22 protein-coding genes and 1 pseudogene are annotated in these 20,920 nt (G+C 55.8%); 16 read left to right on the top strand and 7 right to left on the bottom strand.

Annotation, left to right across the window (positions count from 1 at the left end; genetic code table 11):
• Positions 1–223 precede the first annotated feature (223 nt).
• The 9 genes and pseudogenes from ASN_RS02160 to ASN_RS20105 all read left to right on the top strand — a co-directional run bounded on the left by ASN_RS02160 (position 224) and on the right by ASN_RS20105 (position 7,675).
• The gene (locus ASN_RS02160; RefSeq protein ID WP_006560196.1) at positions 224–2,722 is read left to right on the top strand and encodes a TonB-dependent siderophore receptor; all 2,499 of its coding nucleotides are present in this window, start codon (positions 224–226) and stop codon (positions 2,720–2,722) included.
• 243 nt (positions 2,723–2,965) lie between these two features.
• A complete protein-coding gene (locus ASN_RS02155; RefSeq protein WP_058987071.1) occupies positions 2,966–4,210 on the top strand; it encodes a PepSY-associated TM helix domain-containing protein in 1,245 nt (414 codons plus the stop codon).
• Positions 4,207–4,461: a hypothetical protein gene (locus ASN_RS02150; RefSeq protein ID WP_058987070.1), complete on the top strand. Its 255-nt coding sequence runs from the start codon at positions 4,207–4,209 to the stop codon at positions 4,459–4,461. Before ASN_RS02155 ends, ASN_RS02150 begins: the two co-directional genes overlap by 4 nt.
• A pseudogene (gene exbB / locus ASN_RS02145) lies at positions 4,458–5,181 on the top strand (tonB-system energizer ExbB). The gene ASN_RS02150 and the pseudogene exbB overlap by 4 nt, the downstream one beginning before the upstream one ends.
• Before the next feature lie 6 nt (positions 5,182–5,187).
• A complete protein-coding gene (exbD, locus tag ASN_RS02140) occupies positions 5,188–5,661 on the top strand; it encodes a TonB system transport protein ExbD (RefSeq protein ID WP_058987069.1) in 474 nt (157 codons plus the stop codon).
• Complete coding sequence (locus ASN_RS02135) at positions 5,658–6,521, top strand: energy transducer TonB family protein (protein WP_058987068.1); 864 nt, start codon at positions 5,658–5,660, stop codon at positions 6,519–6,521. Before exbD ends, ASN_RS02135 begins: the two co-directional genes overlap by 4 nt.
• Positions 6,522–6,720: 199 nt before the next feature.
• Entirely contained in the window at positions 6,721–7,233 is a 513-nt protein-coding gene (locus tag ASN_RS02130; protein WP_058987067.1) for a hypothetical protein, read from the top strand.
• Between the two features lie 114 nt (positions 7,234–7,347).
• On the top strand, positions 7,348–7,494 hold the full coding sequence (locus ASN_RS19815; RefSeq protein WP_167541270.1) for a hypothetical protein: 147 nt from the start codon (positions 7,348–7,350) through the stop codon (positions 7,492–7,494).
• Positions 7,481–7,675 carry a hypothetical protein gene (locus tag ASN_RS20105; protein ID WP_231948325.1) on the top strand — a complete coding sequence of 65 codons (195 nt, stop codon included), beginning with the start codon at positions 7,481–7,483 and terminating at the stop codon, positions 7,673–7,675. The genes ASN_RS19815 and ASN_RS20105 overlap by 14 nt, the downstream gene beginning before the upstream one ends.
• Before the next feature lie 86 nt (positions 7,676–7,761).
• On the opposite strand, the gene ASN_RS02120 is transcribed toward ASN_RS20105, so the two are convergent.
• Positions 7,762–8,556 (bottom strand): family 1 encapsulin nanocompartment shell protein, encoded by a 795-nt coding sequence (locus tag ASN_RS02120; RefSeq protein WP_058987065.1) that lies wholly within the window; start codon positions 8,554–8,556, stop codon positions 7,762–7,764.
• A gap of 11 nt (positions 8,557–8,567) precedes the next feature.
• On the bottom strand, positions 8,568–9,596 hold the full coding sequence (locus ASN_RS02115; RefSeq protein ID WP_058987064.1) for a Dyp-type peroxidase: 1,029 nt from the start codon (positions 9,594–9,596) through the stop codon (positions 8,568–8,570).
• Between the two features lie 337 nt (positions 9,597–9,933).
• Between ASN_RS02115 and ASN_RS02110 the strand changes: the two genes are divergently transcribed.
• The 7 genes from ASN_RS02110 to ASN_RS02085 all read left to right on the top strand — a co-directional run bounded on the left by ASN_RS02110 (position 9,934) and on the right by ASN_RS02085 (position 17,739).
• The gene (locus ASN_RS02110) at positions 9,934–11,367 is read left to right on the top strand and encodes a cytochrome ubiquinol oxidase subunit I (protein WP_006558393.1); all 1,434 of its coding nucleotides are present in this window, start codon (positions 9,934–9,936) and stop codon (positions 11,365–11,367) included.
• Between the two features lie 3 nt (positions 11,368–11,370).
• On the top strand, positions 11,371–12,390 hold the full coding sequence (cydB, locus tag ASN_RS02105) for a cytochrome d ubiquinol oxidase subunit II (protein WP_058987063.1): 1,020 nt from the start codon (positions 11,371–11,373) through the stop codon (positions 12,388–12,390).
• Complete coding sequence (locus ASN_RS18420; protein WP_082666543.1) at positions 12,377–12,526, top strand: DUF2474 family protein; 150 nt, start codon at positions 12,377–12,379, stop codon at positions 12,524–12,526. Before cydB ends, ASN_RS18420 begins: the two co-directional genes overlap by 14 nt.
• 54 nt (positions 12,527–12,580) lie before the next feature.
• Positions 12,581–13,054, top strand: coding sequence for a nitrate reductase associated protein (locus ASN_RS02100; protein ID WP_058987062.1), 474 nt, complete (start codon positions 12,581–12,583; stop codon positions 13,052–13,054).
• 84 nt (positions 13,055–13,138) lie between these two features.
• Positions 13,139–15,442, top strand: a complete 2,304-nt coding sequence (locus tag ASN_RS02095; protein WP_058987061.1) for an FdhF/YdeP family oxidoreductase — start codon at positions 13,139–13,141, stop codon at positions 15,440–15,442.
• A gap of 16 nt (positions 15,443–15,458) precedes the next feature.
• Positions 15,459–16,535 carry a GTP 3',8-cyclase MoaA gene (moaA, locus tag ASN_RS02090; protein WP_058987060.1) on the top strand — a complete coding sequence of 359 codons (1,077 nt, stop codon included), beginning with the start codon at positions 15,459–15,461 and terminating at the stop codon, positions 16,533–16,535.
• 277 nt (positions 16,536–16,812) lie between these two features.
• A complete protein-coding gene (locus ASN_RS02085; RefSeq protein ID WP_006558386.1) occupies positions 16,813–17,739 on the top strand; it encodes a LysR family transcriptional regulator in 927 nt (308 codons plus the stop codon).
• Between the two features lie 313 nt (positions 17,740–18,052).
• Here the strand turns inward: ASN_RS02085 and ASN_RS02080 are convergent, their stop codons facing one another.
• From ASN_RS02080 to ASN_RS02065, 5 genes are all read right to left on the bottom strand, one after another.
• Positions 18,053–18,745 (bottom strand): YfdX family protein, encoded by a 693-nt coding sequence (locus tag ASN_RS02080; protein ID WP_058989063.1) that lies wholly within the window; start codon positions 18,743–18,745, stop codon positions 18,053–18,055.
• A gap of 243 nt (positions 18,746–18,988) precedes the next feature.
• Positions 18,989–19,156, bottom strand: a complete 168-nt coding sequence (locus ASN_RS19395; RefSeq protein WP_157765078.1) for a hypothetical protein — start codon at positions 19,154–19,156, stop codon at positions 18,989–18,991.
• Positions 19,153–19,398, bottom strand: coding sequence for a hypothetical protein (locus ASN_RS02075; RefSeq protein WP_058987059.1), 246 nt, complete (start codon positions 19,396–19,398; stop codon positions 19,153–19,155). Before ASN_RS02075 ends, ASN_RS19395 begins: the two co-directional genes overlap by 4 nt.
• A gap of 207 nt (positions 19,399–19,605) precedes the next feature.
• The gene (locus ASN_RS02070) at positions 19,606–20,046 is read right to left on the bottom strand and encodes a hypothetical protein (RefSeq protein ID WP_058987058.1); all 441 of its coding nucleotides are present in this window, start codon (positions 20,044–20,046) and stop codon (positions 19,606–19,608) included.
• A gap of 152 nt (positions 20,047–20,198) precedes the next feature.
• Positions 20,199–20,756 carry a flavodoxin family protein gene (locus ASN_RS02065; RefSeq protein WP_006558380.1) on the bottom strand — a complete coding sequence of 186 codons (558 nt, stop codon included), beginning with the start codon at positions 20,754–20,756 and terminating at the stop codon, positions 20,199–20,201.
• Between the last annotated feature and the right edge of the window lie 164 nt (positions 20,757–20,920).

The raw sequence follows: 20,920 nt of genomic DNA, 5'->3' as shown, positions 1-20,920 counted from the left end.
CAATCTTGTGGAACTTTTTCTGGAAAAGCATTTCCCCCGAACGTCTCAGGAGCGGGAATGCGAATGCAAGCAGATCGCAATAACGCGGTGCCGAAACCTGTCTCCTTTGCTTCCCGGTTGATCATGTTGCGTGAAGGGATAAGCAGAGGTGTGGTCCGGGATTGAATACTTCCTGATAAAAGGAAGAAAAAAGAGGAGTTTTCTACTTTTTGTCAGTGCAGCCATGGCTGCGTCTCTCCCTTCAGTCACATTGGCAGCTTCAAACCCAACAGCGCAGACGCAGGATGCCGGTGCGCGGGTGTTTGATGTTCCCGCACAATCCTTGTCCGCAGCCTTGATGCGTTTCAGCCAGCAGGCCGGTGTGCAGGTTACTGCGGATTCAACCATTTTGCGGGGTGTACAAACCTCAGGCGTGCATGGCCGTCTCACCGTGCAGCAGGCGCTGGCGCAACTGCTGGCGGGCACGGGGTTGAGCTATGTTCCCTCGGGCCGCGGCACCGTGATGCTGACCCGGGCTGCAAAAAATATCGTTCTGGGGCCGGTGCGGGTTCATGGTTCGTTTATGCGGGAATCAGCCATCGGGCCGGGCGTGGGGTATGTGGCGCAGACCTCTTTATCTGGTACAAAAACCGATACACCCATAATGGAAATTCCCAATTCCATTTATGTTGTCACCAAGCAGCAGATGCAGGATCAGCAGGTTCAGAACCTTGCCGAGGCGCTGCGCTATACCCCAGGTATTTATGCGGAAGGCATGGGGCAGCAGACAAACGGGGCGGCAGCCGGTTTTGGCCATGGGTCCTACATGCAGCGCGGGTTTTCCTCGGCACAGTTTATTGATGGTATGATCAGTAATTCTGAGGTTGCGCTGGACCCGTCCTTTATTGAACGTGTTGAGACAATCAACGGCCCGTCTTCCGTCATGTATGGGCAGTCTTCTCCCGGTGGCATTATCAATGAAACGTTAAAACGCCCTACCGATACGCCCTTGCGGGCTGTATCGGTAGGGTTTGGGAACTGGAACCGGTATCAGGCCACGTTTGATATCAGCGACAAGATTACAAAATCCGGCAATCTCAAATACCGGATAGCGGCCATTGGTGTCTCTCAGGATACGCAGACAGATTACGTTCGCTATCATCGGGTAGGCGTATCACCCTCCCTGAAGTGGGATATTGATGAGAATACGGACCTGACCGTTATCGGGAATTACGTCTATACCCCGGAAGATGGTGCTTATTCCTCTTACCTTCCGGCTGTGGGGACCATTTTTCCCGGCCGGTATGGACGCCTTTCCCGGCATCTTTTCATGGGTGAACCAGGTTGGAACAATCATAAGGAAACAGGGGCACTTTTTGAATATGTGTTTTCCCATCGCTTCAATTCCCATCTGACCTTTCAGCAGACGTTCCGATACGAGGAATCAAAAACAAATTTCAGCTACGTTTATACCAAATCCGGTGCGTTGGAGGATGATGGCGTCACCCAGCCGCGTGTTGCATTTGCGGTGCCAAACACTACCCGCACGGCATCACTGGACAGCCGCCTTCTGGGAAAATTCAATACGGGCAAGGTCAAGCATACCGCCATCGCCGGTGTTGATTTCTGGGATTACCATTCCACTGGTGATTATTATAGATCCGATGCCAACAGCCTGAATGTGTATGCGCCCCAGTATGGTCAATTCACGCCGTCCTTTGGGTATCCGGGCATGGGGCCAGCCAATGCAAATTCATGGTCCTGGTTCGGGCGAGACACATATGATCAGGTAGGCGTCTATTTTCAGGATCAGATCAAATACAAACGGCTCACCGTTACGCTAGGCGGACGGGAAGACTGGTATTCACAATATTCGTGGTCGCAATCCAACACGCCTGCCACGGGGGAAAGCACAACAACCAGATCACCTTTTTCCACGCAGGCTTTTACCTGGCGTGCGGGGGCGACTTACGAATTTGATTTTGGGCTGGCTCCCTATTTCAGTTACGCTACCTCGTTCCAGCCGCAGACAGGCACGGACTCTCACGGGAACGCATTCAAGCCCACCAAAGGCGCGCAGTATGAAGCCGGGTTGAAATACAAGCCCCACGGCTTTGATGCGCTGTTTACAGCATCTGCGTTCCATATTGATCAGACAAATGTTCTGACGCAGGACCCGGACAACGCAAATTTTTCAGTGCAGAGTGGGAAGGTGACTTCCAAAGGGGTTGAGGTTTCTGCGCAGGCAAACATAACAAAAAATCTGCGCCTGATTGCATCCTATACTTACGATGATGCACGCTACAGCAAGAGCACCAACACGGTTGTTCCTTACTATTATGATCCCACATCAAATTCTGCGGGGTATCATATGCGGCAGGGGGAAAAGACGCCTCTTCAGGGGAAGTACGTCAATGCCCTGCCACGGAACATGACGTCGCTTTTTGTGAATTACGCCCTGCCGGGCAAGATCTTGTCCGGGCTGGAACTCAATTTCGGCGTTCGCTATGTGGGGTGGACCTACGCGAATACCGCCAATTCCTTCAAGATTCCGGCTTTTATTCTCTTTGATACTGGCATGCGGTATGATTTTGGAAAAGCTGCGTCTTTTCTGAAAGGGCTTGAAGGGCAGGTGACACTCTCAAACCTTACCAACAAGTACTACATCACCTCCTGCGGCACCACGCAGTGTTATCTGGGGCAGGGGCGACGGGTGTATGGCAATCTGAGCTACCATTGGTAAGGCAGGGTATCACGGATTTGTCAGGCCCTGTTTTCAGATAAAATGGGGCAACACGTAAAAAAACGGGCCGCTTGTTCGTCCATGTAAGTAAGAGAGGTGGCTTGAACGCCCGTTGGGGCGTCGTGTGTGTCCTCTAGCATGTTTTCCAGAAGCCAGAGGGCGCATGATGATGGAACGGATAAGCCTTGATCCAGCGCGTTTTTGCGATTTACTCGCACACGCATGTCTGATCGGGGTCGGTACATGACCACGCGAACACTCCGCCGCTGGTTTGTGGTGCATAAATGGTCCAGCCTGGTGTGTACCCTTTTTCTGCTGATTGTATGTGTCACTGGTTTGCCTATGCTGTTTTCAGAACAGATATGGGACACGTTTGTGGGCGATGATGACCCACCCTATGAGGTTCTGCCTCCCGGCACACCCAACGCCAGTCTGGATACGCTTGTAGAAAAAGCGCGCGCCATGTTTCCGGGGCAGATTATCACCAATGTGTCTCCCATGGATGATGAACCTGCTGTTCTGCTTTCCATGGCGCCAAGCTGGCAGGCGCTTGAGGAAGACAAGAAGTATCCAGACCGTAATTCCAGCCACTGGATCAAGTTTGATGCGCGCACCGCCAAGGTGCTTGAACAGTCTCGCCCCGCCAACGCTCCCCCGGAACCCCGCACATGGACCGGTCTGATTATGGGAACGTGCACCCGCCTGCACATGAACCTGTTTGCCGGACTGCCCGGAGCATTGTTCATGGGGGCCATGGGCGGGGTGTTTGTGGTCTCATTGATATCCGGCACGGTCTTGTATGGGCGTTTCATGAAGCGGTTACCGTTTGGCGCTGTGCGGAGAGACCGTGCTTCCCGCCTGACGTGGCTGGATCTGCATAATCTGTTGGGGGTTGCCACGCTGGTGTGGGCACTGGTGGTTGGCTTTACCGGGTTGGTGAATGAATTGCAGAGGCCACTTTTTGGCCTGTGGCGCGTGACGGATGTGCGGCAGATTTTAAAGCCTTATGCCCATCTGCCTGTGCCGCCGCAGGATCATCTTGCGTCCGTGCAGGCTGCGTTTGAAACAGCCAGAAAGGCGGCACCGGGCAACGAGGTGACAGGCCTTTCTTTCCCCGGTGCGTCTTTTGGCAGCCCGGTGCATTACGTGTTGTGGACCAGAGGTGCTACGCCCTTGCGCGCCCGCCTGTTTACCCCGGTTCTGGTGGATGCCCGTACCGGCGCTTTGACGGGTGCGTATCCGATGCCGTGGTATCTGCGGTTTCTTGAAGTGTCGCGCCCGCTTCACTTTGGAGATTACGGGGGCATGCCGCTTCGTATTCTCTGGGCGTTGCTCGATTGTGTTGTGATTGGCGTGCTTGTAAGCGGCGTGGTGCTGTGGGCAGGCAAAAGAAAGATTGCAACAGACGCACGCCTGCGCGCGCTGGGGTATGCGCTTGATGAAGGCGAGGTCTCGCCTGTTTCGGCTTTGGCGAAGGGGGTGTCATGAAGATCACTCCGCCGCCGGAGGGCGCTTTTTCCGTTGTGTCTGATGTGCGTGGCCGTCCGCAGGTTGCTGTGTGGCGGTGGCCCATTGCGCTGGGCGCACTCACGGTGTTTGGCCTGTTCTCCGCCCTGCTGGGGCAGGAGGGGCTCTGGCTGGTGCTTTCATGGATCAGCCTTTCCATTCCCTTTATCGTGACGGTGGTCTGCCTCCTGCAAGCGTGGTGCGTCCCATCAGTCAAAGGAGGTCGCTCATGACCGATATTTCGTTTTCTCCGTGGGAAATGTTTATGAATGCCGGGCCTGTTGTCCGGTGTGTGATGGTTCTTCTGGCGTTGGCATCCCTGCTGACGTGGACGGTCTTTTTTGCCAAAACGGTTGAACTGGTGCGTGTGCGGCTGAAGCTGGGCCGGGCGGAGCGGGCGCAGGAGGAAGCGGGAACGCTGGATCTGGGAGAAGAGCACACGCGCGGTGCCGGGATTGCCCATGCGCTGGTGATGGCTGCGGAAACGGAGCGCGAACGCTCACAGGATATTCCCGATGACCGTGAGGGTTTGAAGGAGCGGATCGTGCTGCATCTTGAACGTCTGGAAGCGGCGGAAGGCCGCCGTCTGATGCGTGGCACGGGGCTGCTGGCTACCATTGGCGCAACTTCCCCCTTTATCGGTGTTTGGCACGGTATGGGGAATCATGACCTCCTTTACCGGTATTGCCGCCAGCAAGGCGACTAGCCTTGCGGTGGTGGCGCCCGGCATTGCCGAAGCACTTCTGGCCACGGCTCTGGGGTTGGTGGCGGCCATTCCGGCGGTGATCATCTACAACCATCTTGCACGTCAGTCCGCCGCGTGCCGGGCGCAGGTGGCAGATCTGACCTCGCTGGTCATGCGGCTGGTCTCGCGCGATCTGGGGCGGATGCAGGCGCAACTGGAAAGCGGGCAGGTGGTGCGCTTGGGTGTCAGCCGCATGGCCGGGGAGTGACGGGGTATGATCCGCATCCGTCACACTGATGAAAACCCGCATGAGGCCAGTGAGATCAATGTCACGCCGTTCATTGATGTGATGCTGGTTCTGCTGGTGATCTTCATGGTCACGGCCCCGCTGACCACGGTGAACGTGCCGGTTGATCTGCCGTCCTCCACCGAAAAGCCCACACCCCGGCCGGATGATCCCGTGTTTCTGACCGTCAAGGCCGATCACGGTCTGGCGCTGGGCGAGGACGATATCGGTGAGGACGCGCTTGCCGGTGCGCTGGAGACAGCGACGAAAGGCAACAAGGACGAACGGATCTTCCTGCGGGCCGACAAAACGGTGGATTACGGCACACTGATGGGCGTGATGGATAAGCTGCGCTCTGCCGGATACCTCAAGGTAGCGCTGGTCAATCTGCAGGGGCAGGAAGAAGGGGCCGCACCGGCTACTCCGTCCAACGCGCCCACCCCGGCTGGGGGAACGCCATGACCACGGCGGTTGTCGAACAGGGCGAAAAAACCGTGCACCTGTCCCAGTCTTTTGCCGAGTGGCAGAAGGATCATACCCGCCATATCCGCCGGGAGGAAGCGCTTCGCTGGGGGATATCCTTTGTGGCGGTGCTGATGGTGACAGGCGGGGCGGTGGCATGGATCATGCGGCTGCCTCCGGTTGTGGTGCCCGTGCCGGAACCTCCACCTGCGGCCATTGCCATTGATATGGCGCCGGAACCTGTGTCCACGCCGTCTCCTCCAACAGATGTGCCGCCCGGCCCGCAGCAGACCCTCTCGGAACCGGATCCGGCACCGGAAGAGCCGCCCAAGATATCGGCCCTGCCATCACCCGCAGCCAATCCGCCAGTGCCGGTGCCCAAACCAGAAAAGCTGCGCAAAATTGTGAAGAAACACAAACCCGCGCCGCATCTGAAACAGCCGGTGCCAGACAAAACGCCACCAGCAGAGCAGACAACCGCGCCACCTTCTACCGAGGCGCCGCCTGCACCAGCTCAGGCTGCACCCGCACCGGGGGCTTCCTCGTCTCATGCGTCTCAAAGCCCGGCAACGTGGCAGGGGGCGTTGCTGGCCCGTCTGGAAAAATACAAGCGGTATCCGGCAGAAGCGATGGCTGACCATCAGGAGGGCGTGCCAATGCTGCATTTCTCCATGGACCGCAAAGGCCATGTGTTGTCCGCCAATATTGAAGGCAGTTCCGGCCATGCCTTGCTGGATCAGGAAGCGCTGGCATTGGTGCGCCGTGCCGAGCCTCTTCCGGTTCCGCCCGATAGCGTTGAAGGAGATCCCGTTACGCTGACTGTGCCTATTGAATTCTATATCGAACACGGACGCGACTGAGAGGCTGTTTGAAAAGTCAGAAGGCGAGAACAGAGAAGAGCTTTTTTGAAGCTGAATATGCAGATGTGAGGCGTTCGATGCAGAGCCACAGGGCCGACCATCCATCGCAGTCAGCCACAATCAAAGTCTCACCAGATCGTCCCGACAGATTTTTCAAGCTGCTTCCCCAGCCTCTTCCAGCAACAGAAAGCTATTTGTCATGACCTCTTTTCCCGAACGCCGCCGTTCTCCTCCCGCTCTTGCCTGTCTGCGCCCGGAATATCGTGCTGATAGCCAGCTTCTCAACCGTTTGCTGGCGCGGTGTGAACGGGCAAAGATTACGCTGACAGGATTGAGGCTTATCATGTTGCACGGTTTGCTACGGACGGGTGAGAACGTAACGGCGGTTGCGTTATGGAAAGTGCTGATGGAGATAGTGGATGGCCCAACCCCGAGTGCGGGTTCCATTCAGCGCAATCTGAATATCTTTGTTGATCGGGGTATTTTGACGCGCACCGTTGGGGCTGATCGTATCTGGCGCTACCGGATTGCCCAAGGCATGGAACCGGACGGCCCGACCGTATTGTTTATTGATGCCGGAACTGGCCGTATGCGCCCCTGTGATCTGCCCGAAGTGACCTCCTTCCTGCATCGGTTGGCGGAGCGCCGTGGGTTGGATATTCGCAGTGCGGCCATCACGTTGCAGATGGATACGTCACAGCCACTGTCCTGATTTCTGAATTTTTTTGTGTGAGCGGGTGAAAAATGTGCGCGGTTGTTCGTCTCTATAAGTGAAGCCCGTATGATAGGGCTCGGGCTGGTTGCCGCGTGACGTTGAGGCCTTTTTGTGCAGCGGCCTATCGTGATCATGCAGCTTCTGGCAGCGGTGGTGCCTTCCGGTGTTCTGCCTCTGCCGTATCTGCCTGTTTCAGATCTGCCTGCTGCATTCCCTGACCATTCTTTCCGCTGGCATAACGGCCGTGATCGCGCTTGATCTGTTCGGGCTACCTTTTTCAGGCATGGCGACTGTGGCCATGCTGCTGACAGGTATTTTCCTGCTGTGCGAAGACGTATTCGCAATGCTGCGCCTGGGCAAAGCAGATGTGTGTTTGATCGGTGCTTGTTGGGGAGAACGGGAGTGTCTGCCCGGTCTTGCATATGGGTGGGGCACGTAAGATGAGTGCCCCACAGCCACAGCCACAGCCACAGCCACAGCCACAGCCACCGGAAGGGGGTGGCGGCGATCTGTCAGAGGTGTTTGTTAGTCGATTGCGACAGTTGCTTCGCTTGTCAGCACACGGAAGACAAAGCTTTCCTGCAGGTAAAGCTCCACCGTTTCAGCCGTGTGGCTCAAATAGCCAATGGAAAAATCCTGCCCAATATCCAGCGCCAGATCGCCACCACGGGTGGAGACAACAAATGCACCTTCAATGGCGGGGGCCCAGATGATCTTGCCGTCAATAAGGCTCTCAAGATGTTTGCGGATGGGGTAGCCTTCATCATCGCCGCCGTTGACGGCCTGAAATGCCGAGGCTCCCAGCACAATGGAGTAAGGGCCATTGACGCCCGCCAGACGTAATTCATTGAGTGCGGCAGAAATAACGGCAGGATAATCCTTGACCGATGCAGGGAGTTTGAGATGCGTGTTTGACGTGCCCTGACGGATGCCCGTCATGCCGGCTGCGGCATATCCGTCAAAAATGGCGCGATCTTCTGCAAAGGCAATTTTCTTTGCAGCGTCCTTGACCGGCTGCCAGTCTGAATCAAGGGAGCCGCGTTCCACGGCATCAATTTCATCGCGTGATACGGTAAAGGGAACACGCAGTTCCACCAGCGGCAGAACATCCCGCAGAACGCTCCGCACACCTTCGCCCAGTGTTTCAATCTGTTTGGCGCGGCCTGTGCCCACACCGGCAAAAGCGGTGCCTTTGGGGTCTGATGTGTCCACAACCCGGCGGCCAGCCAGATGGCGGCGGATGGTGCGGGCGGCTTCATCTTCAATCTCGGCCCAGGCGGCGGAGGAAATGGGAGCCAGATGTCTGTGCAGATTGTTCATGTCAGAACTCCTTATTTGAGTGACCCAATTCCAAGAGAGCCGCTCGGCAGATCAGGGGTAGGTGAAGGGGCTGGCGTGGGTGCAGGTGCTGGCTGATCGGCTGTTTCCAGATCAGGCGCGCCGTCCAGAAAATCACTTGTGGGAATAAAGAACAGCGTTCCCGTAACGGCGGTGCTGACATCCAGAAGTCTGTCGTAATTTCCGGGTGGTTTGCCCACAAACATGTTTTGCAGCATCTGTTCCGTGCGGGAAGGGGAGCACGCATAGCCGATAAAGTAGGTGCCAAACTCTCCTTTACCCACTTCACCAAACGGCATGTTGTCGCGCACGATCTGAAGCTGTTGCCCGTTTTCTTCAATATTGGTCAGCACATTATGGGCATAGCTTGGTTTATCGGCCTCTGGCAGTTCAATATCCGATAGTTTCTTGCGGCCAATAATATGTTCCTGCACTTCAGTTGGGATGGCATCCCATTTTTTCAGGTTATGCAGGTATTTCTGAATAATGACATAGCTGCCGCCAGCAAAAGCCGGGTCTTCCTCACCAATCAGGGTCGCATCAAGGGCGGGCTGGCCGGTGGGGTTTTCCGTGCCATCGACAAAGCCGAGCAGATCACGTTCATCAAAATATTTGAAACCGTGAACTTCATCCACAACGGAGGCGACGCCTTCCAGCCGGGACACGATAGCCGTGCCCAGTTCAAAACACAGATCCATGCGGGTGGCGCGGATATGGAACAGCAGGTCTCCCGGTGTGGAGGGGGCGTGATGCACGCCATTGATTTCCCTAAAGGGATGCAATTCACGCGGGCGTGGTGTGCCAAAAAGGTGATCCCACGCGTTGGACCCAATGCCCGTAATGCAGCTCAACCTGCCGTCAGGCACCCGGAATCCCACACCCCGAACAAGGGAGGACAGGTCACCCATAAGGGCCTTGATCTGCGTTATGGCCGCGGCATCCGGGGTATTACTGTTCAGGGTTACCATCAGGAAAAGAGCGGCCTGGGTCAGTTTTGTGTCAATGGGTTGAGGTGTGGCCAACGGTCTGAAGCTCCTCGCGCAACAACGCGATCGTGTAACGATATCAGAGCCATAGCATAGGCATGCAGCGCAGCGTGGCAAGATACAAGAATGCGACAGATAAGTAGAATGATCACAAACGGGTCACCATTATAACTGCTGTTTATTATTATATAAGGAAAAGGTCTTGGACGGCAGAGCTCATGCTGATCTAGTACAGGGCAAGAGCATTGTGGCTCGTTGCGGAACAGGATGGTTCCCTGCGGCGTTTATGGCAGGAAGCAGCCCCTTTCTTTCAGGGTTTGTGGAGGCTGTTTTCTGGTGGAGCAGCCACATGCATATGTTTGGATGAGACCCAATGCAGCCTGCCCATGACCTTGCGCTTCTTCTGGCGCGCTTTCAGTTTGCCTTTACCGTAGGCGTTCATATTATTTTCCCCGCTTTCTCCATTGGACTGGCGGCCTATCTGGCTGTGCTGGAGGGGCTGTGGCTCAAGACCGGAAGACCAGTTTTTCTCGATCTTTACCGATACTGGATCAAGGTTTTCTCCATTGTCTTTGGTATGGGCGTGGTCTCCGGCCTGGTCATGTCCTATGAATTTGGCACCAACTGGTCTGTCTTTTCTCAAAAGGCCGGGCCAATTACCGGGGTGCTGTTATCCTATGAAGTCATGACCGCCTTTTTTCTTGAGGCGGGTTTTCTGGGCGTCATGCTGTTCGGCATGAACAAGGTGGGACGGGGACTGCATTTTGCCGCCACGTGCTGCGTTTCCATTGGCACCCTGATTTCCATGACATGGATACTTTCCTCCAATTCCTGGATGCAGACGCCGCGCGGCTACAGCATTGATCCCACAACCGGGCGCTTCATGCCGGCGGACTGGCTGGCCATTATCTTCAACCCCTCTTTCCCGTTCCGGCTGGTGCATATGGGGCTGGCGGCGTTTCTCTCCGTGGCGTTCATTGTTGGGGCAACCGGGGCGTGGCACATGCTCAAGGCCCGGCGTGAAGGGCGGATTGCCAGCGAACCTGTGCGGGTGATGTTCTCCATGGCCATGTGGATGGCCGCCATTGTGGCTCCTATCCAGATCATGGCCGGGGATGCCCATGGCCTGAACACGTTGAAATACCAGCCCGCAAAAATTGCAGCGATGGAAGGTGACTGGACATCAGAAGGGCGTGCGCCGGAACTGCTGTTTGGTATTCCCAACATGAAGGAAGAGCGGACGGATTATGCCGTCAAGGTGCCGCTGCTGGGTTCACTCATTCTCACCCATAGTCTGGAAGGCAAGGTGCCGGGGCTGAAGGATTTCCCCCGTGATCAACGGCCGCCATCGCCGGTTATTTTCTTCTCCTTCCGCATCATGGTGGCGTTGGGCATGCTCATGGCGCTTGTGGGGTTCTGGTCCCTCTGGTTACGGCGCAACAGCACCCTGTTTACAAATACACTCTTCCATCGTGTTGCCCTGTGCATGGCCCCCGCTGGTTTTCTGGCGCTGCTGTGCGGCTGGATCACCACCGAAGTCGGCCGTCAGCCCTGGACTGTTTACGGCCTGCTGCGCACGTCAGACAGCGTTTCTCCCATTGCTTTGTCCAGCATGGCTGTGACCATGACGGCCTTTGTGGTGGTGTATGTGCTGGTGTTTGGTTCTGGCATGGGCATTCTGGTGCGCCTGCTAGGGCGTGCGCCGCAGGAAGGCGAACATGACACTCCTCCCTCTCACGCATCCGATATTCTGGCAGCCCGCATGCATCCGGATGTGATTGACCCGTCTGCTGGCAAAGGAGCCTGATCCATGATGGACTTTGCATACTGGCTCCCCATTGTCTGGGCTGTCATTCTGATTGCAGCCATAAGTATTTACGTCATTCTTGATGGTTTTGATCTGGGTATCGGCATGCTCTTTGCGCTGGAGCGTGATCCCGGCCGCCGGGATGTGATGGTGAACACCATTGCCCCCGTATGGGACGGGAACGAGACATGGATGGTTCTGGGCGGTGCCGTGCTGTATGGGGTTTTTCCCGGTGCGTATGCTACTCTGCTGCCCGCCTTTTACCTGCCCATCGTGCTGATGCTGCTGGCTTTGATCTTCCGGGGCGTGGCGTTTGAATTTCGTGTCATGACGCGCGGCACCCCGCGTGAGCGGCTCTGGACCACTGGTTTCATGGTCGGTTCCGGCCTGGCCGCTTTCTGTCAGGGTGCCATTCTGGCCGGTGTGGTTCAGGGTGTTACCGTTACGGATGGCGCTTTTGCCGGTGGGCCACTGGACTGGCTGACACCGTTCAGCATTCTGTGTGGCTTATCCGTGATGTGCGGCTACGCCCTGCTGGGCGCAACATGGCTGATCTGGCGTACAACCGGCGTTCTGGAGGCATCGTGCCGCAGGTGGGCGGCGCGTCTGGCTGTGGGGCTCTTCCTTTGCATTGTTGCTGTCAGTATCTGGACCCCGCTGCTGCATGCGCCTTATCTGCGCCGTTGGACGGCGTGGCCCAATATGCTGTTTGTTGCGCCTGTGCCTGTTCTGGTCGCGCTGCTTGGTGGCCTGATGGTCATGGGCCTGCGGCGGGAGCATTCCAAGGGGCCGTTCCTGTGTGCGCTGGGCTGGTTCTTTCTGTGCCTCTCCGGGCTGGGCATTACCATCTGGCCCTATGCCGTGCCGCCGGGGCTGACGTTGTGGGATGTGTCCTCTCCGCCCTCAAGCCAGTTTTTTCAGCTTGTTGGCACGGCCATCCTGCTGCCCATCATCCTGACCTACACAATCTACTCTTATCGCGTGTTTCGCGGAAAGGTGACGGAAACAGATGGCTATCACTGATATTGTTCAGGGCAATGGGGATGGCGCACCCAAACGGCCCGGCGCACGGGTTGGCTGGTTTGTGGTCATCTGGTCGCTCAGCACGGCGGCGTTCATTGCCGCTGCATCTCTCCTCCATTTGTTGATTCCCAAGTAGGGCGGCAACGCTTTTGCCGCTCTTTCCTCCACCGCTCACTCAGGACAGGGTCCGATGCTTTTTGAGTTTGAACGTGATTTTGCCGGGTCATTGCGTTGCATTCCAATGATTGCACGACAGAAGCTGGATATTGTCTGCATCAAGCTGAGCCTGCGGCAATGGAGCCAGTTCTCGCGTGAGGAACGGGCGGAGCTTGCTGATCTTCCCTGCACAACGGTGCAGCAGCAAACCGTTTATCGGGATCGCGTTGTGCACCTGATTGAGGTTCGCTGTGATGAACCGCTCCGTCCGCTGGCTGCGCCATGCCTGGAAGACTGGCAGGAGCCTGACCGGATGCCGGAGGCCGTTATACGGCAGGCTCAGGCTGATGGGGTACCCCCACCGACACCCGACCAATGGGCGGCTTTGTTGCCGCTCCAGCGTTTTGCGCTGATCAAACTTGCACGCTCCAAGCACGAAAACGAAAATTTTGTTCCTGCCATGAAGGAGTTTGGTGTTCTGGTGTGTGACCCGCGGGTGGCGGCCTGAGGCAGCCTTTCCTGAAAAATACCATCCAGATTTTGCAGAATTCCTGTATCCGGCAGCCCGGTAAAGACCAAAGAGGGTGATCTTATGAGCAAAGAAAAACAGTCTGAATTCAAACCGTATCATCATCCTGCCGGGGGCTGGGGAGCAGCTGGCGCCACGGCAAAGGTGCTGATGGAGCAGAGTGTTCTTGTCAAGGGATCACGCGGGCTTCTGGCCATGAACCAGCCGGGCGGCTTCAAATGCCCAAGCTGTGCGTTTCCTGACCCGGACCACCGTAAAACGCTGGAGTTTTGTGAAAACGGCGCCAAGGCACTTGCGCATGAAGCCACAAAGGCGCGTGTAACGCGGGAGTTTTTCGAGAAATATACCGTTACCGAGCTTATGCAGAAAAGTGACTACTGGCTTGAAATGCAGGGGCGGCTGACCGAACCCATGCAATATGATGCCACAACGGACAAATATGTGCCGATCGCGTGGGATGATGCCTTTGCCATGATTGGCCGCCATTTGCAGGCGCTTGAAAGCCCGCATCAGGCTGAATTCTATACATCGGGCCGCACGGCAAACGAGACGGCTTTCCTGTATTCCATTTTCATTCGTGAATTTGGCACCAACAATTTTCCCGACTGCTCAAACATGTGCCACGAGCCGACAAGCCGTGGGTTGCCGCCTTCCATTGGCATTGGCAAAGGCACCATTGTGATGGCGGATTTTGAGCATGCCGAGGCCATTTTTGTGGTGGGGCAGAACACTGGCACCAACTCACCGCGCATGATGACCAATCTGGTGGATGCTCGTAAACGGGGCGTGCCCATTATTCTGATCAACCCCATGCCGGAACGGGCACTGATCCGCTTTACGGAGCCGCAGGATGTGCTGCAGATGAGCACGTTTGGCTCAACCCCCATTTCCAGCGAATTCGTGCATGTGCGGATTGGCGGAGACCTCGCCATTTTCAAAGGCATGATGAAAGTGCTGTTTGAAGCGGAGGCTCGTGGGGAAGACGTACTGGACACAGCCTTCATTCAGGAACACACCGCAGGGATTGATGCGCTGCGGGATGATGTGATGGGATGTTCCTGGGCGGATATCACCCGTATTTCCGGTGTTTCTGAAGAACAGATTCGTAAAATTGGAGAAATTTACAAAAACTCCAAAGCCACTATCATCTGCTACGGTATGGGGCTGACGCAGCATCAGGAAGGCTCTCGCCTGTTGCAGCAGGTGGCCAACATTCTGCTTCTGCGTGGGAATTTTGGTAAACCCGGTGCGGGTATTGCGCCTATTCGCGGCCATTCCAATGTGCAGGGGGATCGCACGGTCGGGATAGATGAAAAACCGACCCAGCTTTATCTGGATCGCGTGCGGGATGCGTTTGGGTTTGAGCCCCCGCGTGAGCACGGCCACCATGTGGTAGAGGCCCTTGAAGCCATGGAATCCGGTACGGCCAAAGTCTTTATTGGTCTGGGTGGCAATTTTATTCACGCCGTGCCGGATACGCCCCGGTCCTACGCAGCCATGAGCAAGTTGAACCTGACGGTTGGCATTGCCACAAAGCTGAACAGGGGGCATCTGGTGCATGGCAAGGACGCGCTGATCCTGCCTGTTGTTGCTCGTTCTGAAATTATCCGGACTGAAGCAGGCGAACAATTTATCACCATTGAAGATGCCATGGCGAATGTCACGGCGTCTCGCGGTGTGTTTGAACCCGTGAGCGAACACGTTCTGCCCGAGACGGAAATTGTCTGCCGTATGGCCATGGCCGCGCTGCCGCATTCCAGAACGCCATGGGCGCAGTATATGGTGGATTACACCCCGATACGGGACAAGATTGCTGAAGTCTATCCTGAAATCTATGCTGATTTTTCAGAGAAGATCAAAAACCCTCATGGCTTCCATCTGGATATTCCACCACGGCGGCGCGTGTGGAAAACGCCTAATGGCAAAGCTAATTTTCTGGTTCTGCCCGGTCTGGAAGTTGATGTGCCAGTTAATGATACGGCCATGCTGCGTCTGGCAACCATCCGCTCGCATGATCAGTATAACACGACCATCTACAGTAATAATGACCGGTATCGGGGGGTGTACAACACCCGGCTTGTCATCTTCATGAACAAGGAGGACATGGCGGAGCGCGGGCTGGAAAATGGCGCCGTTATCGGTCTGGAAACCTATAGCGAGGATGGCGTAAGACGGTATGTGGACGGGTTGAGCGTTATTGCCTATCCTATGCCGCGTGGCTCCATTGCCGGATATTATCCTGAACTCAATCCGCTTCTGCCACTCGATTATTTTGATGAAATCAGTGGCACGCCGGCAGCGAAGTCCATTCCTGTCAAGGTGGTGGAAAGTGTGGCCTCTGCGCCGCCCCTCAAAATTGCTGGATAAGGCGCACAGGGCGATCATGACTGGCGAGGAGGAGGCCGTGCAGAGCATTGCCCCCTGCCGGGACAGACGTGGTCGCCCACTGAGGGATTTGCGGATATCGGTTATGGACCGATGCAATTTCCGCTGCTCCTACTGCATGCCCGAGAGCACGTACCATGAAGGGTTCCGTTTTCTTCCCCCGGCAGAACGGCTGGATTTTGACGAGATAGAATGCGTGGTGCGGGTTGCGGCCAGTCTGGGCGTGACAAAAATACGCCTGACGGGTGGTGAGCCCCTGTTACGGCCCGAACTGCCTGACCTTGTAAGCCGTCTGGTGCGTGTGCCGGGTATTGAAGATATTGCCCTGACAACCAATGGCGTTCTGTTGCCCCGGTGCGCGCAGGCGCTTTGGCAGGCGGGCCTGCGCCGTATCAGTGTCAGTCTGGATAGTCTTGATCCTGCGGTGTTTGCCCGGATGAGTGGCGGCAGGGGCGCGCCGCAAGCTGTGCTGAAAGGGATTGAAGCTGCGCAACAGGCAGGGTTTGAAGGCGCCATAAAGATCAATACCGTTGTGCAGCGCGGCGTGAATGATGCAGGGGTGCCCGATCTTTTAAGCTATTTTCGGAATACGGGCTGTGTGGTGCGGCTTATTGAATACATGGATGTTGGCAACCGCAACGGGTGGGAGAAAAAAGATGTTGTCCCATCAGAGGACATGCTGAGGCGGATTCATGCCCTCTGGCCGCTGGTTCCTCTTTCTCCGCATTATCAGGGCGAAGTGGCGCGGCGTTATGGCTATCTGGATGGGGCAGGGGAGATCGGATTTATTTCCTCTGTCAGCGCGCCATTCTGCGGGGCATGTTCACGGGCACGTCTTTCTTCAGATGGAAAGATTTATACGTGTCTTTTTGCAACACAGGGTCAGGATCTGCGTGCGCTGTTACGGGACCAGAAACAGGCGGAGCGGGATGCATCGCTTCGTGCGGTGCTATCGGGAATATGGGGCAACCGAACAGATCGCTACAGTGAGGAACGTGCAGCACGTTCTACCCACAGCGCCGCAGCACTGGATGCAAAAGCGGACAAGATCGAGATGCACTATATTGGTGGCTAACAGGAGCAGGCCCGTTGCCCTTTTGTAACTGCGGCGCAGAGAGCCTGTGTTGGCGTTGCCATTTTGTAAGGCATCCCTTGGACGGGTTCACGCGTTGATGGCGTGGACTTTTTGGTCTGCCCTTTCTGGCGGCGGGAGGAGGGCGCTCTTTTTATAACAGACAACCGTTTTTCTTGTCCGGTTCCTTATGGCACGGCGTGAGAGGCGCGGACGGTATCATCATATGACATGCTGATCGTCAATTAGGGGACGATAAGACGTGTTTTCCGGAGTAAATATGATTCTGAAGCAGCTTTATTATCTTCGGGAGATCGACAGGTTCAAAAGTTTTTCAAAAGCAGCCGTGGCCTGTAATGTTTCGCAACCAGCGCTGTCCCGCGCGGTGCGGATACTGGAAGAAGAACTTGGCGTTGTTATTATTGACCGTAAGAAAAAGGTCTTTGGTTTTACGGAAGAAGGCATCCGTATTCTGAAATGGGCGCATGATATTCTGCATAGTGTGACGGAAATGCGGAATGAGGTGTCTCTGACCAGGCAGGATCTGGCGGGTGCGCTGAAAATAGGGGTTATCCCTACGGCTGTGCACATTGTTCCGGTTCTGATTGAAGCGATACAGGAAAAAATTGGTGATTTTTCCTGCGATGTTTCTGTTCTGGTCAATGCGGATATTATTGAAAGGCTGACCAAACAGCAGCTTGATATCGGCATCATGTATTATGAGGAATGCCCGCAGGCACAGGCTTTTGTTGTCCGCTCATTATATCAGGAGGAGCAGGTGCTGGCGGGAACGGCGGCTTATGCCTTTCCTGAAGAGCGTGACATCAGTTGGGAGGATGCTGCACAGTTTCCGTTAGCGCTTCTTAGCAAGGCCATGCGGTGCAGGCAGTTGGTGGATACGGGCTTTCAGGCGGCGGGCGTCAAACCTATTGTCCGGCTTGAAACCATGTCTCTGGAGTTGATCCATGCTGAAATAATGAGCGGCAGATTAGCCACCATCCTGCCTATTTCGTCCTTTCCGCTCAGGGTGCCTCCTGTCGGCAGGTTGCAAATGCGCAGGTTGGTCGGGTTTTCCGCAGGATCAATTGGTCTGGTCAGACTAAGCGAGCGCCCACCTTCAGACTTCTTTGATGAGGCATGGAAGGTGGCGCAGGCAATAGATTACAGGCAGCAGTTTGATAATCTCTGCTGTCCGCAGTCTGCCTGATACAGGCTGCCCCAAGACTTTCTGAATGGGAAGGAGGGAGAGCAGTAAGGACACTCCCTCTGGCGTTCTGCCGCATGGAAGGCGCTGGAAAGGGGCGGGCTGGTCAGGCTTTTTGTGGCCTGAAGAAGAGGCTGCGATGGCCCGGTGATGTTACGCTGGGCCATCAAATCAACCATTTTGGCAGCAGTTTTTCAAATTGAAAAACTCTTTCTTCCTCTCTCTTGGGCCGCAAATCGGTCTTTTGAAGAAAGAGGATGAGAATAGTCTTGTGAAAAGACCCACTCGTTAAAGCGGGTCTTTTCAGATTTAGGTCTTATTTGGAGGTAGCTGCACTCTTGCCGCCCTGAGTGGCGGGAATGGCCGTTTCCACAAAATCCTGAGAGACAAAGATAAGGCTGTTGAGCGTCTGGTCCAGCGCATCCAGTGCTTCTTTGGGCTGGCGGCCTTCCGTGAAAACAGTGGCGCGGTTCAGGGCGCCTTGTGTTTGTGCCAGCGGGGCCAGTGCGACAATGAAATCCACATCCTCACCCACAACCTGCATGCTCTGCGCGGCCTGCTGCGTGTCACCAGACTGCAACTGCTTGTTGGCTGTGGCTACGGCTGCTTTTTTCTCAGGTGCCAGTGTTTCGCTCGCAATAAATTCGCCGCCGACCGGAATCCAGTCTGTCGGGGTGGTGGAAGGCACGTGGCCTGTTGCGGGAGCATGCTGGGGAGCAGGCTGCAAGGAGGCTTCTGCGGCCTGGAATTTGGTGCTGGCTTTGCCTGCGGCGGTCAGGCGCTTGCTGGCGTCATACAGCGCCGGGATGGCGGCATCTGTATTCCCTGCGGCCAGAAGATCACGCGCTTTCAAGATATCACCAAAGGCTTTCTGCCCATCCATGGACAGATGGCGGAAGGCGCGCCCAGCCTTGTACTGTTCCCAATGCGTGTGCAGGGAGGTGGCGTGGCTGGCAACAGGTGTCAGGGCAAGGCTGGCGGCAACGGCCATAAGGGGAATAAAACGCATCTCTATACTCATCTCATCTATAAAACGGAGTAGCGTTACGGCTTTTCAGGCATACGCAATCCCGGAACAAAAATAAAAAGTCTCGTTACGACAGTGCAAAATAGGCACTGTGCTGAACCAAAGCGAAAGGCAGCAACGCTGCGCTATGTCTAACCTGTTCCGCTGGGGTAAGGAAGATTGCCCGTCCATGATGATGGAAGCGGGCATGACATGGCAGCCTTGCTTTCTTGAGGTATTCTTTCCTTAACGGGAAAGGCGGGCAATTTCTTCCGAGATTTCCCGTTCGCGTTTACGCAGAGCCGCTACATGCCTCGGTTCCGTCTTTTCTGATTCAGCAATTTTACGTTGCAGATCTTCCAGTTCTTTCTGGAGAGAAGAAAGAGCGGGCGGGGTATGGGAAGGATGGCTCATTTGCGACCTGCCAGAACTTTTGTTGCCAGTGCCTGAAGTTCAGGTGCCGTAACACCTTCCAGATTATGCTGTGCCTTCTTGGCGATTTCGCGTTCCAGTTCAGATGCGTGTTCGCCGCCTTTCAGCACAAACCCCGCCAGTTCAAGCACTTCTGCCTTGGTGGCCAGTTTGGGCTGCGCAAGCGCGCGTTCTGCCAAATGGTGAAGGGAACTTGTTTCGTGTGGTGCTCTATCGTGCGGCATGATGATCTTACTTTCTTCCTGTAAGGCCCTGTGCAGGACCAACTCTATCTTGAAGATGGGATCATGCCGGGGAGAATGACAGCCGGAGGGAGAGCATGGCAGTTATTCACAAAAAAACTGCGCCCCCACACAAAAGCTTCGGCTGGAGTGTGAAGCATGCGGGAAATGACACGCCATCCGCCGCACGTATGTGGGGGAAAGTCTTCCTTATCGGAAAGGCGTGCCCTGAGTGGCAGGGGGTGTAAGGGGAGCCTGTTGCGGTGTGGAGGGTTTAGGCCCGGTTACCGCAGGAGATGTGGCCGGGGTAGCCGGTGTCAGCTTGTCTGGAGCCGTTGCCTGAAAAGGGGGAACAGGCTGCCCCGGATAGTAATAGGGGCCGCGGTAGTTCTGGTTCAACTGGGCATTATTCAGCCGGTCAACCAGTTCATCCCCCGTGCCGTCTGAATAGCGGTTTGGCGGAGTGGCTGTCTGTGTGGTGGTGGGCGTGGCGGGCTTGGGTGTCGGTGCCGTAGAAGGAGATGCGGAGCCAGACTGCGCAAAAGGCGTGTGGGGCAGGCGTGTTGTCCTGCCTGCGGCCCAAACAGAAGCAGGGAACCCAACCGCCAGCAGGCTTGCCATAAAACAGGCATGGAATGCTTTGTTTTTCATGACCAAGTTATCCTTGCAGGACGCAGCAGAGAAGACAGGTATGTGCCTTTTGGCACTGTGTCTGAAACGCCTGAAAACGGCATCGGATGCAAGGGGGCTGAAAACAGAACGCCCCGTTTCCGGGGCGTTCGCTGACAAACTGGGTAAAGGGCTCAGGCGGCGGAGAAACGGGCCGCTATGTCTGCAATCCGCTTGCCATAGTGAACCGCTGTGTCCAGATCACCTTGCGGAATTTCATCCACGCTGGCGTCTGCCGGGCTCTGTACCAGCAGGCCAATGGAGCCACCCAGATTGTTGAGGTCCGTGCGCTTTGCTTCCTTGGTGTTGCTGGGCAGCAGACCAAGGCTGACCCAGATGCCGCCATGCTGTGCGGCCAGCGTGCTCAGCCAGTCCAGCGTGCAGCCTTTATCGCCGCTCAGGCTGGCGCTGTTGGTGAAGCCGCCGAAAATCTTGTTTTCCCACCCACGGGTGAACCAGATTTTGGAAGAAGCATCAGCAAATTTTTTGAACTGCCAGCTTGCGTTGCCCATGTAGGTCGGCGCACCGAAGATGATGGCGCGGGCAGCGTTCAGCTTGGCCCAGTCAGCCTCTGTCACATCTCCATGTTCATTGATGGCGATAAGCTCGGCATTGGCACCTTTGGCCACATGTTCCGCCACCTTGCGGGTGTGACCATAGCCAGAATGATAAATGACAACAGTATCAGCCATACTCTTTTCTCCTAGAACCAGAAGCGGTGGCCACTGCTGCGGCCATCGGTATGGGGCTCACAATGGCCTCCTTCTTTCTGTTTGATAATCGGCCAAAAAGAAAAGTCATCTCATACCAATGGTGTGAGATTGTTTTGGTGCGGCTGAGAGGAAAAAGGGAAGGC

Source organism: Acetobacter senegalensis, from assembly GCF_001499615.1.
GTDB lineage: Bacteria > Pseudomonadota > Alphaproteobacteria > Acetobacterales > Acetobacteraceae > Acetobacter > Acetobacter senegalensis.
Note: the sequence above shows the minus strand (reverse complement) of the source record. Positions and strands in the feature narration are given on the sequence as shown.

Bases quoted from the DNA above. Each gene is read 5' to 3' on its own strand.
- ASN_RS02160 (WP_006560196.1), top strand. From the start codon at position 224: ATGGCTGCGTCTCTCCCTTCAGTCACATTGGCAGCTTCAAACCCAACA.
- ASN_RS02155 (WP_058987071.1), top strand. From the start codon at position 2,966: ATGACCACGCGAACACTCCGCCGCTGGTTTGTGGTGCATAAATGGTCC.
- ASN_RS02150 (WP_058987070.1), top strand. From the start codon at position 4,207: ATGAAGATCACTCCGCCGCCGGAGGGCGCTTTTTCCGTTGTGTCTGAT.
- exbD (WP_058987069.1), top strand. From the start codon at position 5,188: ATGATCCGCATCCGTCACACTGATGAAAACCCGCATGAGGCCAGTGAG.
- ASN_RS02135 (WP_058987068.1), top strand. From the start codon at position 5,658: ATGACCACGGCGGTTGTCGAACAGGGCGAAAAAACCGTGCACCTGTCC.
- ASN_RS02130 (WP_058987067.1), top strand. From the start codon at position 6,721: ATGACCTCTTTTCCCGAACGCCGCCGTTCTCCTCCCGCTCTTGCCTGT.
- ASN_RS02120 (WP_058987065.1), bottom strand. From the start codon at position 8,556: ATGAACAATCTGCACAGACATCTGGCTCCCATTTCCTCCGCCGCCTGG.
- ASN_RS02110 (WP_006558393.1), top strand. From the start codon at position 9,934: ATGCAGCCTGCCCATGACCTTGCGCTTCTTCTGGCGCGCTTTCAGTTT.
- cydB (WP_058987063.1), top strand. From the start codon at position 11,371: ATGATGGACTTTGCATACTGGCTCCCCATTGTCTGGGCTGTCATTCTG.
- ASN_RS18420 (WP_082666543.1), top strand. From the start codon at position 12,377: ATGGCTATCACTGATATTGTTCAGGGCAATGGGGATGGCGCACCCAAA.
- ASN_RS02100 (WP_058987062.1), top strand. From the start codon at position 12,581: ATGCTTTTTGAGTTTGAACGTGATTTTGCCGGGTCATTGCGTTGCATT.
- ASN_RS02095 (WP_058987061.1), top strand. From the start codon at position 13,139: ATGAGCAAAGAAAAACAGTCTGAATTCAAACCGTATCATCATCCTGCC.
- moaA (WP_058987060.1), top strand. From the start codon at position 15,459: ATGACTGGCGAGGAGGAGGCCGTGCAGAGCATTGCCCCCTGCCGGGAC.
- ASN_RS02085 (WP_006558386.1), top strand. From the start codon at position 16,813: ATGATTCTGAAGCAGCTTTATTATCTTCGGGAGATCGACAGGTTCAAA.
- ASN_RS02080 (WP_058989063.1), bottom strand. From the start codon at position 18,745: ATGCGTTTTATTCCCCTTATGGCCGTTGCCGCCAGCCTTGCCCTGACA.
- ASN_RS19395 (WP_157765078.1), bottom strand. From the start codon at position 19,156: ATGAGCCATCCTTCCCATACCCCGCCCGCTCTTTCTTCTCTCCAGAAA.
- ASN_RS02075 (WP_058987059.1), bottom strand. From the start codon at position 19,398: ATGCCGCACGATAGAGCACCACACGAAACAAGTTCCCTTCACCATTTG.
- ASN_RS02070 (WP_058987058.1), bottom strand. From the start codon at position 20,046: ATGAAAAACAAAGCATTCCATGCCTGTTTTATGGCAAGCCTGCTGGCG.
- ASN_RS02065 (WP_006558380.1), bottom strand. From the start codon at position 20,756: ATGGCTGATACTGTTGTCATTTATCATTCTGGCTATGGTCACACCCGC.